This is a genomic window from Streptomyces armeniacus (assembly GCF_003355155.1).
GTDB classification, from domain to species: Bacteria; Actinomycetota; Actinomycetes; order Streptomycetales; family Streptomycetaceae; genus Streptomyces; species Streptomyces armeniacus.
The window spans coordinates 4,212,910-4,224,514 of record NZ_CP031320.1; the positions used below are offsets into that span (position 1 = coordinate 4,212,910).

Below are 11,605 nucleotides of genomic sequence, written 5' to 3' on the forward strand. Positions count from 1 at the left end.
AGTGTGTGCGGCATGGAACCGGAGCATGTACGTCCCTAGTCTCAGCGGATAGCGGCCGGATTCTGCCGCGCCCGTGGCAAGGGGGACCACGGACGCGGGGGCGAGAACAACGAGCGCGGCGGACGCGCGTGTGGGGGGAAGGTTTCATGACGTCGACACCCGACGGCTCCAGGCAGCCACAGCGGCCTGCCGAGAACCCCGCGCCGCCGCGGCCCGCGCCCGACCCGGCCCAGACCGCCCGGCTGCGCCTGCCGCGCCACCACCGCAGCGGCAGCACCGGCAGCACCGGCTCCAACCCGACCCTCGGGCGCGGCCTGCGCTGGCCGCGCAAGGCCCTGCCCCGCTACGACTACGAGCACTACAGCCGGCTCGCCGGCCCGCTCTCGCAGCCCGACCGGGACAAGCCGTACCGCGTCAAGTACCGCAGTCTGCTCGCCGACGAGCCGCACCGGATACGGGCCGCCTTCCTCCTCTGCCTCGCCCCGCTGCTCTCCGCGGGGCTGCTGTTCTGGCTGATGCAGCCTCAGCACTGGACGGAGCGCGACGGCGGCGAGGTCTCCGACCTGGTACTGAAGCTCGACATCGTGATGCTCGTCGCGATCGGCCTCATCGAGCTGTTCCGGACCCTGAACGTCCTCTCGAACGCGCATGCCACCCTCGTCGCCCGGGATCCCATCCCCGTGGTGCCGGAGTCGGGCACCCGTGTCGCGTTCCTGACCTCGTTCGTGCCCGGCAAGGAACCGCTGGAGATGGTCACCAAGACCCTCGAGGCGGCCGTGAAGATCCGGCACCGCGGGACGATGCACGTCTGGCTGCTGGACGAGGGCGACGACCCGGAGGTGAAGGAGGTCTGCCGCCGGCTGGGCGTCCGCCACTTCAGCCGCAAGGGCGTGGACCGCTGGAACCAGGCCAAGGGCCCGCACCGCGCCAAGACCAAGCACGGCAACTACAACGCCTGGCTCGACGCGCACGGCGGCGACTACGACTACTTCGCCTCCGTCGACACCGACCACGTGCCGCTGCCGAACTACCTGGAGCGGATGCTGGGCTACTTCCGCGACCCGGACGTCGGCTTCGTCATCGGCCCGCAGGTGTACGGCAACTACGACAACTTCGTCACCAAGGCCGCCGAGAGCCAGCAGTTCCTCTTCCACGCCCTGATCCAGCGGGCGGGCAACGCCTATGAGGCGCCGATGTTCGTCGGCACCAGCAACGCCGTACGGATCAAGGCACTGAAGGGCATCGGCGGGCTGTACGACTCCATCACGGAGGACATGGCCACCGGCTTCGAGATGCACCGCGCGAAGAACCCGGAGACGGGCAAGCGGTGGCGTTCGGTCTACACGCCGGACGTGCTCGCCGTCGGCGAGGGCCCGAACGCCTGGACGGACTTTTTCACGCAGCAGCTCCGCTGGTCCCGCGGCACGTACGAGACGATACTCAAGCAGTACTGGCGCGGGCTGTTCACGCTGGGTCCGGGCAAGCTGTTCAACTACACGATGCTGATGATCTTCTACCCGATCTCGGCGCTGAACTGGATACTGGCCGCCCTCAGCTGCGCCCTCTTCCTGGGCCTCGGGGCGTCCGGTGTGCAGATCGACCCGACGATCTGGATGATGCTCTACGGCAACGCCTCCGCGCTCCAGATCGGCCTCTACATCTGGAACCGGCGGCACAACGTCTCGCCGCACGAGCCCGAGGGCTCCGGCGGCCTGGCCGGCATGCTGATGTCCGCGCTCTCGGCCCCGATCTACGCGCGCTCGCTCTTCGACACGGTCCTGCGCCGCAAGAGCAAGTTCGTGGTCACCCCGAAGGGCGACTCGGCCAGCCCGGACACGTTCTTCGGCACGTTCCGGGTGCACCTCTTCTTCATCCTCATCTTCGGCGGGTCGCTGGGCGGCTCGTTCTACCTGGGGCACGACCACCCCGCGATGCTCACCTGGGCCACGCTGGCCCTGCTGATCACCGCGGCGCCCATCATCGGCTGGCGCGTCACCCTCCGCGCGGAGCGCAAAAAGCGCAAACATGGACGGACCGGACCGCCGGACGGCCGGAGCAGCGATCAGGACCAGGACGGACAGGGGCCCCCGCCCGGCGGGCCTCCGCCACCCGGCGCAGCGGGCCCGGCCCGCCCGAGCTGGTCCGCCACTTCCGACGAGACAATGCAAATCGCCCTTGGGGGACGTGAACGATGAACTACCGCCCGAGCCGCCGCACCCGTCGCCTGGCGATCGGCGCGGCGGCCGTGCTCGTGCTGGCGGGTTTCAACGGCCCAGCGCTGTACAACTTCGCCTCGGAGAAGTACCACAACTACAAGATCAACCAGCCCGAGTACAAGGCGGAGAACGGGCATTGGAAGATCGTCGACATCCCGGAGAAGTACCGGATCAACACGATCCACGCGGCCCTCCTGCAGACCGGCAAGGTGCTGCTGGTGGCCGGCTCCGGGAACGACGCCAAGCAGTTCGACGCCGGCACGTTCCGCACCACGCTGTGGGACCCGGTGAAGAACACGTTCAAGAACATCCCCACCCCCGCCGACCTCTTCTGCGCCGGCCACACCCAACTGCCGGACGGCAAACTGCTGGTGGCGGGTGGCACGCAGCGCTACGAGTCGCTGGAGGGCGACGTCGACAAGGCCGGCGGCCTGATGATCGTCTACAACGAGAGCCCGGACAAGGCGATGACCCTGAAGAAGGGCACCCGCTTCACCGGCCGCGAGAACGGCAAGACGTTCGTCTCCAACGCCAACATCCTCGTGCCTCGCGCCGAGAAGAAGACGGACCCGGCGACCGGCAAGGTCACCGTCACACCCAAGAGCGCCCGCGTCTACGTCGAGTCCCCGAAGAAGGGCAAGCAGCACCAGACCGGCACCCAGGACCAGTACGTCGTCGAAGGACTCAAGGGCGGCGACCGCAAGAACATCTACGGCATCGCGCAGAAGCTCTCCTTCGACAAGAAGGACTTCCAGGGCATCAAGGACGCCTACGAGTTCGACCCCGTCGCCGAGCGCTACATCACCGTCGACCCGATGGGCGAGGCCCGCTGGTACCCGACGCTGACCACTCTCGAGGACGGCTCGGTCCTGTCGGTCTCCGGGCTGGACGAGATCGGCCAGGTCGTCCCGGGCAAGAACGAGATCTACGACCCGGACACCAAGAAGTGGGAGTACCTGCCCAAGACCCGCTTCTTCCCCACCTACCCCGCGCTGTTCCTGGCCCGCGACGGCAAGGTGTTCTACACCGGCTCCAACGCCGGCTACGGCCCCGCCGACAAGGGCCGCGTCCCGGGCGTATGGGACCTCAGCACGAACGAGTTCCGCAAGGTGCCCGGCATGAGCGACCCGGACATCCTGGAGACCTCGATGTCCGTGCTGCTGCCGCCCGCGCAGAAGCAGCAGTACATGGTGCTCGGCGGCGGCGGCGTCGGCGAGAGCGGCAAGTCGACCGCGAAGACCCGGATCGCCGACCTCACCAAGGACAACCCGCGCTTCGTGGACGGCCCCGACCTGTACGAGAAGGCCCGCTACCCGTCCAGCGTGATCCTGCCCGACGACACGGTGCTCACCACCAACGGCTCCGACGACTATCGGGGCCGCAGCGACAGCAACGTGCTGAAGGCGTCGATCTACGACCCGGAGAAGAAGGAGTTCCGCGACGTCGCCGACCCGCTGGTGGGCCGCAACTACCACTCCGGCGGGCTGCTGCTGCCCGACGGCCGGGTCATGACGTTCGGCTCCGACTCGCTGTTCTCCGACAAGGCCAACACCAAGCCGGGCGAGTTCGAGCAGCGGATCGAGATCTACACGCCGCCGTATCTGCACCAGGACGGCGAGCGGCCCGAGCTGAAGGACGCCGGAAAGCCGCGCAAGACCGTACGGCTGGGCGGCTCGGTGGAGTTCAAGAGCAAGGACGCGGCGTCCGTCGAGAAGATGCGGCTGATCCGGCCGGGCGCGTTCACCCACGTCACCAACGTCGAGCAGCGCTCGATCGCGCTGGACTTCAAGAAGACGGCGAACGGCCTGCGGGTCACCCTGCCGAAGGACCCGTCGCTGGTGCCGCCGGGCTGGTACATGGTGAACGCGGTCAACGCCGACGGCGTCCCGTCCGAGTCCACCTGGGTGAAGGTCCCCGTCTCCGCCTCGGCGGAGACCCACGAGACGACGGCGGAGTCCCCGCCGGTCACCCCGGGGGCGTAGGCCTCCCGCTTTCACGCAAGTGGCCCGGTGCTCCCCGAGGGGAGCACCGGGCCACTTGGCGTGCGGCCGTACGGCCTACCGCTTGGCGTTGCGCGCGAGCTCCAGCGCGTACTCCGGGTACCACTCGCCCGCCTTCGGGCCGCCCTTGCACGGGCCGTCCGACTCGCCGGGACGCTTGATCCACAGGTACGCGTCGACGAGGTCCTCGCCCGTCTTGGTCGTCGGCGCCTCGCCGAGCGCGCGGCCCGGCGGGTTGCACCAGGATTCCTCGTCGTGGCCCTCGGCCGGGCCGTTGCCGTTCCGGCTGGTGTCGATCACGAACGGCTTGTTGCCGATCATCGGCGACAGCTTCTTGCCGTACGCGATGTTCGACTCGGTCGTCTGGTAGTTGGAGACGTTCAGCGCGAAGCCGTCCGCCTTGTCGATGCCCGCGCGCTGCAGCGGCTCCACCAGCCCGCCCGGGTCGCGGACCCAGTCCGGGTTGCCCGCGTCCAGATAGACCTTGGTGTTCGGCTGCGCCTTGAGCTTGTCGACGGCCTCCTTGAGCAGCGCGTACCGCTCCTCGTGGAACTGCTGCGGCGTGCAGCCCTCCTGGAGCAGGTGCGGCAGCGCGTCCGGCTCCACGATGACCGTGGCCTTGCGGTCGCCGATGCCCTTGATCACCTTGTCCAGCCAGGCGCGGTAGTCGTCGCCGCCGGCGGCGCCGCCCTCGGAGTACTGCCCGCAGTCGCGGTGCGGCAGGTTGTAGAGCACCAGCAGGGCGCTGCGGTCCGCCTTCGCGGCGGCCTCGGTGAACCCGCGCGTCTCGCCCTCGGGGTCCTCCACGCCGATCCACTCGGCGACCGGCTGGCTGGCGATCTTCTCGATCAGGCCGGCGTTCTTGCCGTCGTCCTTGTTCCGGTACGCGGTGACCTGCTGGGCCGCGCTGCCCTTCGGGTTGACCCAGTAGGGCGCCTGGGACTTGGGCGGCTGCTTCGACGCGCCGTCGTCTTCGGACGAGCCGCCGTCGGAGGACGAGCAGCCCGCGAGGAGCAGCATCGCCCCCGCCAGGACGCCGCTCGTGACGAGTCGGGCGCGAGCCGCTCGGTGCGCGCGTGCGGGTCGGTGCGCGCGGCCGGCGCTGGTGCGGCCGGCGTTGGTGCCGTACATCCACTCCCCCTTGGAGACGACCAGGGACCGGTCGCGACCATCGTTGCACAGCCGCACCACGGGCCGGAAAAGTTGTCGACGAGCTGTTACTCCGTGCGCGGTCCGGACTCTTGACACGCTCATGCTCTACGGGTCCCTGTGAGGTAGGCGGATACGACGACATTGGAGGTGTACGCGCGCCGCTCGCGGTCGAACGTACCGCCGCAGGTGAGGAGTCGGAGCTCGGCGCGGTCGTCCTCGCGCGGCCCGTACACCTCCGCGGCGTCGAAGCGGCCGCGCGTGACCACGTCCGTCGACTCGACGGTGAACTCCGTCACGAGCCCGTCCGCGCGCGTCACCTCCACCTTGGTACCGCGCTTGACGCTGCTCAGCGGATAGAACACGGCCCGGCTCCGGTCCGTGTCCACGTGCCCGACGACGATCGCCGCGCCGCGCGCGCCCGGCGTCGGCCCGCCGCCGTACCAGCCGACCACACCGGGAGCGGCGTACGGCGGCGGTGCGACCGCCCCGTTCCGCTCCAGGGCGCGGGGGATGACGCGGGCGTGCACGCCGAGCGCGCCGATGTCGATGCGCACCGGCCGGGCCGTGCCGTCCACGGGGTCGTGTGCGGCGGGCAGCGGGCGTTCGCCCGCCAGTTGGCGGCCGGCGGCGGAGACGTCGCCGAAGGCGGCGCCGCCCGAACCGCTCTCCGTGAGGTCGCGGCCCCACAGCCACAGGCCGAGCAGCAGCACCGCCCAGACGGTGCCGGTGAGGAAGCGGCCTCGGTCGGCGCGCTCGGGCGGCGCCTTGCCGGACGCCTTGCCGGGCTGCGCCGTGCTGTCCTGGCCGGGCTGTGCCGTGTCGCCGGGGGGCGGTGCCGTCCTGTCGTGCGTGGGCATACGGGCTCAGCGTCCGGTCGGCGTACGGTCCGTGCGCCGCCGCCGTACGGCGTGCGCCACCGCGCCCACCACCACGGCGCCGGCCGCCAGGCCCAGTCCGGCCGTGCCGCTTGCGCCGAGGCCGTCGGCGGTGTCCGGGCCGCCGGCCGTGGCGCCGCCTCCGGCGCGTACGGGCGCGACGGGCGACGCGTGCCCCTGCGGGTGGTGTACGGCGGGCTCCTCGGGCCGGTCGGGTGCCGGGGGTTCGGGCTCGTTCGGCTTGCGCCGCTCGTTCTGGTTCCGCGGGTTCTCGTTCCGCGGGTTCTCGTTCCGCTCGTTGTGTCCGGCGGGCTTCTGCGGTGCCTGCTCCCGCCGGAGGACGGTGACGGCGCCCTTGCCCGCGGCCGTACGGCCGGACTCCTGGCAGTCCACGGTGATCCCGTAGCGGCCGGGTCCGGCGTTCCGCCGGAGCTGTGCCGAGCCCGCGACGTCGCCGGCGGCTGCGGGCTCCAGTTCGACATCGCGCTGGAAGGCGTCCGAGGCGGCCAGCGCCGTCTCCCCCTTGCGGCAGAGGCCGGCCCGCAGATCGACCCACTCGCCGGGCCGCGCCTTGCCCGGCGTCACCTCGACGTCGCCGCCACCGGGCCGCGCGGGGGCGGCGGGAGCGTACGGGGCGGCGACCGGCGCGGAGACGAGTACGGCGAGCACCGCGGCGACCGGCACGGCGCCGAGCCGCGCGGTGGCGGAGAGTGAGCGCCGTAGGGCGTGCTCGGGTGGTGTCCTGGACATGGGAACCTCCGGATCGCTGTTCCCGAACATCCACCCGCGCGGCCCGTCCCGCACGCCGGGAGGGCCGCGTACTGCTCCATTCAGGCAGGGGACGGCAGCGGCGGACCGGAACGGCCCCGGCCGTCAGATCCGGTCGACGAGGTCCGCGATCGAGTCGACGACCGTCGAGGGCCGGAACGGGTACCGGTCGATCTCGTCCGGCTTCGTCAGCCCTGTCAGGACGAGGAACGTCTCCATCCCCGCCTCCAGCCCGGCCAGCACGTCGGTGTCCATCCGGTCCCCGATCATGGCGCTGGTCTCCGAGTGCGCCCCGATCGCGTTGAGTCCGGCCCGCATCATCAGCGGGTTGGGCTTGCCGACGAAGTACGGCTCGCGGCCCGTCGCCTTGGTGATCAGCGCCGCGACGGACCCGGTGGCGGGCAGCGCGCCCTCGGCGGAGGGCCCGGTCTGGTCCGGGTTGGTGGCGATGAACCGCGCGCCGTCGTTGATGAGCCGGATCGCCTTGGTGAGCGCCTCGAAGCTGTACGTACGGGTCTCCCCGAGGACGACGTAGTCCGGGGCGTGGTCGGTCAGCACGTACCCGATGTCGTGCAGCGCGGTGGTCAGGCCCGCCTCGCCGATGACGTACGAGGTGCCGCCGGGCCGCTGGTCGTCCAGGAACTGCGCGGTGGCCAGCGCGGACGTCCAGATGTTCTCGATCGGCACCTCCAGCCCGATCCTGGCCAGCCGGGCGTGCAGGTCACGCGGGGTGTAGATCGAGTTGTTGGTCAGCACCAGAAAGGGCCGCCCGGACTCCTTCAGGCGCTTGATGAACGCCTCCGCCCCGGGCACCGGGATGCCCTCGTGCATCAGCACACCGTCCATGTCGGTGAGCCAGGACTCGATCGGCTTGCGCTCTGCCACGTGACGGCTCCTGCCAGGTGTTGTGGTGGTGGACCGGCGGTACCGGTTCCGGCCAGGCCGGAACCGGCCGGCTACCGCTTTCAGCCTAACCGCGGACCCCGCCGCGACAACCGGTCGGTCGGCTGCTCGTGGTGCCCGTGCCGGGGCCGCCCGCGCACCGGTACCGGTGCTCTCCCGGCCCGTGCCGTGTGTAAGGGTTGGCCGCATGCACGCCGCCACCACTGACCTGCAGGTCGGCCTCATCGGCTACGGCCTGGCAGGCTCCGTCTTCCACGCCCCGCTGATCGCCGCGGCGCAAGGGCTCGCCCTCGGCACGGTCGTCACCTCGAACCCGGAGCGGCAGCAGGAGGTGCGCGCCGCGTACGGTCCCGGCGTCCGTACGGCGGCGCACCCGGACGAACTGTTCGCGCGCGCCGACGCGCTGGACCTCGTCGTGATCGCGTCCCCGAACCGTACGCACGTGCCGCTCGCCCGGCAGGCGCTCGAAGCGGGCCTGCCGGTCGTCGTGGACAAGCCGCTGGCCGCCACGGCGGCGGAGGCGGACGAGCTCGCCGGCCTCGCCGACGCGCGCGGGCTGCTTCTCTCCGTCTTCCAGAACCGGCGCTGGGACAACGACTTCCGCACCGTGCGCGCCCTCCTCGACGACGGCGCACTCGGCGAGGTGCTGCGCTTCGAGTCGCGGTACGAGCGGTGGCGGCCGCAACTCAAGGGCGGCTGGCGCGAGTCCGGCGACCCGGCCGAGGTGGGCGGGCTGCTGTACGACCTGGGGAGCCACCTGGTCGACCAGGCGCTGACGCTGTTCGGCCCGGCGGTGTCCGTGTACGCCGAGGCGGACGTGCGCCGCGCGGGGGCCGCGGCGGACGACGACACGTTCGTCGCCCTCACGCACCGCAACGGCGTCCGCTCGCACCTCTGGATGAGCGCGACCGCCGCCCAACTCGGGCCGCGCTTCCGGGTGCTGGGCAGCTCGTCCGCGTACGTGAAGCACGGCCTCGACCCGCAGGAGGCGGCGCTGCGCGCGGGTGCCCGGCCGGGCGACGGCGAAGCGGTGTGGGGAGCCGAACCGGAGTCGGCGTGGGGCACGCTGGGCGCGCTCGACGAGACCGAGCGCGTACGGACGCTCCCCGGCGACTACCCCGCGTACTACGCGGGCATCGCCGCCGCGCTGCGCGACGGCGCGGCGCCGCCCGTCACGGCGCGGGAGGCCGCGGCGGCCCTGCGGGTGCTGGAGGCGGCCCGCACCTCGGCGGCCGAGGGCCGCACGGTCTCCCTCGCGTCGTCCTGACGACGCGTTTCGTGGACCGCCCCCTGGCGCCTAGGCCGCCTTCAGCTGCTGGCGCTGGCGGCCCAGGCCGTCGATCTCCAGCTCCACGACGTCGCCCGGACGCAGGTACGGCTTGGGGTCCGGGCAGCCCATGGCCACGCCCGCCGGGGTGCCCGTGTTGATGATGTCGCCCGGGTACAGCGTCATGAACCGGCTGACATAGCGCACGACTTCCGCCACCGGGAAGATCTGCTCCGCCGTGGTCCCGTTCTGCTTCAGCTCGCCGTTGACCCACAGCCGCAGGCCGAGTGCCTGCGGGTCGGGCACCTCGTCGGCCGTCACCAGCCAGGGGCCGAGCGGGTTGAACGTCTCGCAGTTCTTCCCCTTGTCCCACTGCCCGCCGCGCTCGATCTGGAACTCCCGCTCCGAGACGTCGTGCGCGACGGCGTACCCGGCGACCGCCGCCAACGCCTCCTCGTGCGTGACCAGATAGCGCGCGGTGCGGCCGATGACGACCGCCAGCTCGACCTCCCAGTCCGTCTTCTCGCTGCCGCGCGGCACGAGCACGGTGTCGTCCGGGCCGACGACCGTGTCCGCGGCCTTCATGAAGATGATCGGCTCCTCGGGGATCGGGGCCCCCGTCTCGCGCGCGTGGTCGTGGTAGTTGAGGCCGATGCAGACGGCCTTGCCGACACGGGCTACGGGCGGGCCGATCCGCAGGCCGTTCGCGTCGAGCGCGGGCAGTTCGCCGGCGCCCGCCGCGTCCCGTACGCGCCCCAGCGCGGCGCCGTCCGCGAGCAGCGCTCCGTCGATGTCCGGCACCACCCCGGAGAGGTCACGCAGAACCCCGGCGTCGTCCAGCAGCGCGGGGCGTTCGGCCCCGGTCGTTCCGACTCGCAGCAGCTTCAAGGTGACACTCCCGTGGTCGTGGGCACGTCGTCGGACGTGCGGTGGGCGGGATGGGGACGGCCATCGAGATGAGTTGGTCGATCCTCCAAGAGCACGTTCAGGTGCGCAACCCCGTGTTCACCTTGTGGGACGACGTGTCGCGGGACGGCGCAGGGGCACGAGCAGCGCCCGTTCGACGGCGCTCCAGGTGGTCGTGGTGACGAGGTAGAGCCCGGCCGCGAGCGGTACGACCGCCGCCGTGACCAGGGTGCCGAACGACAGCAGCGGCAGGAACCGGAGCAGCGCGGCCCCCGGAGCACCCGCGCCCGCACCGGACGTTCCGGTTCCGGCACGAGCACCGGAGGCACCCACACCCGCGCCGCCCGCCGCGCCCGGCTGCGCGTCCGCCGCCGACCGGCGTGCCCGCCAGTACGTCCAGCTCGCGACCACCGCGATCACCGCGAACAGACCGCCGTACACCAGCCCTTCGGCGCCGAACGGGCCGCCCGCGCTCAGCGCGTCCGCCCACCGGTCGCCGAGCTGTGCACCGAGCAGCGACTCGCCGAGCAGGGCCTCCTCCGTCGTGAACAGGTGGTACATCACGAAGAACACCGGCAGTTGCAGCAGCATCGGGAGACAGCCGGCCAGCGGCGAGGCCCCGCGCCCCGCGTACAGCTTCGCCGCCTCCCTCTGCAGCCGTTCCGGATTCCGGCCGTGCTTCTGCCGCAACTCGGCCAGTGGCGGCGCCAGTTCGCTCCGTACGCGCTCACCGCGCGCGGCCGCCCGCGCGAGCGGATGCAGCGCCAACCGCACGAGGACGGTGAACACGACGATCGCCGCCGCCGTGGCGGACGAGTGGAACACGGGGGTGAGCAGGTCCGCGAGCGAGGTCACAAGGGAAGCGGAAGCGGAGAAGACAGACATACGGGAGCCCTCCACGGGGTCTCGTCAGTGCCGGCAGATACGAATGCGGCGTGACGAGCCACGCGGGCTCACGTACGGGTGTCTGCGCTGCCGGTCCCGTGCCCTCGGGGCTCGGGTCCTCGGTGCTCGGGCCTCCGGGCTCGGGTACTCCGGGCTCGGTGGCCCGGAGGTACGGGTGTCCGTGTCGCAGCGGCGTGCGTGCGCCTACGCGGCCGTCCGGATCGGACGGCCCGGTGCCCGGGGCCTGGGGCGCCCGGCGGCGTCGGGGTCGCGCTGCGGCATGAAGGCCGTACGGAGCTGCCTGTCCCGCAGTGCCGTGCGTATTCGTCCGGGCGGCGCGGAACGCACCAGCCCGGTCCGCGCGGTCAGCGCGCAGACGGTGAGGGTCAGAGCGAGCGCGGCGGTGGCCGCCGTCGCCGTGGCGAGCGCGAGCGGTGCCGCCAACCCGGTCTGCCCGAGGAGGAATTCAGCGCACAGGAGGAGCAGCCCGGTCAGCACCGCGTGCACGGCACCGAAACGCCCGGACGCGGTCCGCGCGCCGGACGCGGCGCTCGCAGCCGCGGCCCGCACGGCCGCCGTCGTCGCGGCCCCGGCCCTTGCGGTCATGTCGCTGCCCTCCCCTCTCACCCGTGA

The 11,605-nt window shown here is 71.8% G+C and carries 10 protein-coding genes; 3 read left to right on the forward strand and 7 right to left on the reverse strand.

The window, feature by feature from the left end; genetic code table 11:
• Nucleotides 1–146 precede the first annotated feature (146 nt).
• Nucleotides 147–2,195 (forward strand): glycosyltransferase family 2 protein, encoded by a 2,049-nt coding sequence (locus DVA86_RS18150; protein ID WP_208879671.1) that lies wholly within the window; start codon nucleotides 147–149, stop codon nucleotides 2,193–2,195.
• Nucleotides 2,192–4,198 carry a radical copper oxidase GlxA gene (gene glxA / locus DVA86_RS18155; RefSeq protein WP_208879675.1) on the forward strand — a complete coding sequence of 669 codons (2,007 nt, stop codon included), beginning with the start codon at nucleotides 2,192–2,194 and terminating at the stop codon, nucleotides 4,196–4,198. The genes DVA86_RS18150 and glxA overlap by 4 nt, the downstream gene beginning before the upstream one ends.
• Before the next feature lie 75 nt (nucleotides 4,199–4,273).
• Here glxA and DVA86_RS18160 read toward each other — a convergent pair whose 3' ends face one another.
• The 4 genes from DVA86_RS18160 to DVA86_RS18175 all read right to left on the reverse strand — a co-directional run bounded on the left by DVA86_RS18160 (nucleotide 4,274) and on the right by DVA86_RS18175 (nucleotide 7,896).
• On the reverse strand, nucleotides 4,274–5,347 hold the full coding sequence (locus DVA86_RS18160) for a glycoside hydrolase family 6 protein (RefSeq protein WP_208879677.1): 1,074 nt from the start codon (nucleotides 5,345–5,347) through the stop codon (nucleotides 4,274–4,276).
• A 119-nt stretch (nucleotides 5,348–5,466) separates the two neighbouring features.
• Nucleotides 5,467–6,225 (reverse strand): class F sortase, encoded by a 759-nt coding sequence (locus tag DVA86_RS18165; protein ID WP_208879679.1) that lies wholly within the window; start codon nucleotides 6,223–6,225, stop codon nucleotides 5,467–5,469.
• Between the two features lie 6 nt (nucleotides 6,226–6,231).
• Nucleotides 6,232–6,993: a hypothetical protein gene (locus tag DVA86_RS18170; RefSeq protein ID WP_208879681.1), complete on the reverse strand. Its 762-nt coding sequence runs from the start codon at nucleotides 6,991–6,993 to the stop codon at nucleotides 6,232–6,234.
• A gap of 123 nt (nucleotides 6,994–7,116) precedes the next feature.
• Nucleotides 7,117–7,896: an HAD-IIA family hydrolase gene (locus DVA86_RS18175; RefSeq protein WP_208879682.1), complete on the reverse strand. Its 780-nt coding sequence runs from the start codon at nucleotides 7,894–7,896 to the stop codon at nucleotides 7,117–7,119.
• 205 nt (nucleotides 7,897–8,101) lie between these two features.
• Between DVA86_RS18175 and DVA86_RS18180 the strand changes: the two genes are divergently transcribed.
• Nucleotides 8,102–9,181: a Gfo/Idh/MocA family oxidoreductase gene (locus DVA86_RS18180; protein ID WP_208879684.1), complete on the forward strand. Its 1,080-nt coding sequence runs from the start codon at nucleotides 8,102–8,104 to the stop codon at nucleotides 9,179–9,181.
• A 30-nt stretch (nucleotides 9,182–9,211) separates the two neighbouring features.
• Here DVA86_RS18180 and DVA86_RS18185 read toward each other — a convergent pair whose 3' ends face one another.
• From DVA86_RS18185 to DVA86_RS18195, 3 genes are all read right to left on the reverse strand, one after another.
• Entirely contained in the window at nucleotides 9,212–10,069 is an 858-nt protein-coding gene (locus tag DVA86_RS18185) for a fumarylacetoacetate hydrolase family protein (RefSeq protein ID WP_208879686.1), read from the reverse strand.
• 117 nt (nucleotides 10,070–10,186) lie between these two features.
• Nucleotides 10,187–10,972, reverse strand: coding sequence for a YidC/Oxa1 family membrane protein insertase (locus DVA86_RS18190; RefSeq protein ID WP_208879688.1), 786 nt, complete (start codon nucleotides 10,970–10,972; stop codon nucleotides 10,187–10,189).
• A gap of 204 nt (nucleotides 10,973–11,176) precedes the next feature.
• Complete coding sequence (locus DVA86_RS18195; protein ID WP_245996745.1) at nucleotides 11,177–11,578, reverse strand: DUF6412 domain-containing protein; 402 nt, start codon at nucleotides 11,576–11,578, stop codon at nucleotides 11,177–11,179.
• Nucleotides 11,579–11,605 lie beyond the last annotated feature (27 nt).

Excerpts from the sequence above, each read along its gene's own strand:
- DVA86_RS18150 (WP_208879671.1), top strand. The coding sequence starts at position 147 with ATGACGTCGACACCCGACGGCTCCAGGCAGCCACAGCGGCCTGCCGAG.
- glxA (WP_208879675.1), top strand. The coding sequence starts at position 2,192 with ATGAACTACCGCCCGAGCCGCCGCACCCGTCGCCTGGCGATCGGCGCG.
- DVA86_RS18160 (WP_208879677.1), bottom strand. The coding sequence starts at position 5,347 with ATGTACGGCACCAACGCCGGCCGCACCAGCGCCGGCCGCGCGCACCGA.
- DVA86_RS18165 (WP_208879679.1), bottom strand. The coding sequence starts at position 6,225 with ATGCCCACGCACGACAGGACGGCACCGCCCCCCGGCGACACGGCACAG.
- DVA86_RS18170 (WP_208879681.1), bottom strand. The coding sequence starts at position 6,993 with ATGTCCAGGACACCACCCGAGCACGCCCTACGGCGCTCACTCTCCGCC.
- DVA86_RS18180 (WP_208879684.1), top strand. The coding sequence starts at position 8,102 with ATGCACGCCGCCACCACTGACCTGCAGGTCGGCCTCATCGGCTACGGC.
- DVA86_RS18190 (WP_208879688.1), bottom strand. The coding sequence starts at position 10,972 with ATGTCTGTCTTCTCCGCTTCCGCTTCCCTTGTGACCTCGCTCGCGGAC.
- DVA86_RS18195 (WP_245996745.1), bottom strand. The coding sequence starts at position 11,578 with ATGACCGCAAGGGCCGGGGCCGCGACGACGGCGGCCGTGCGGGCCGCG.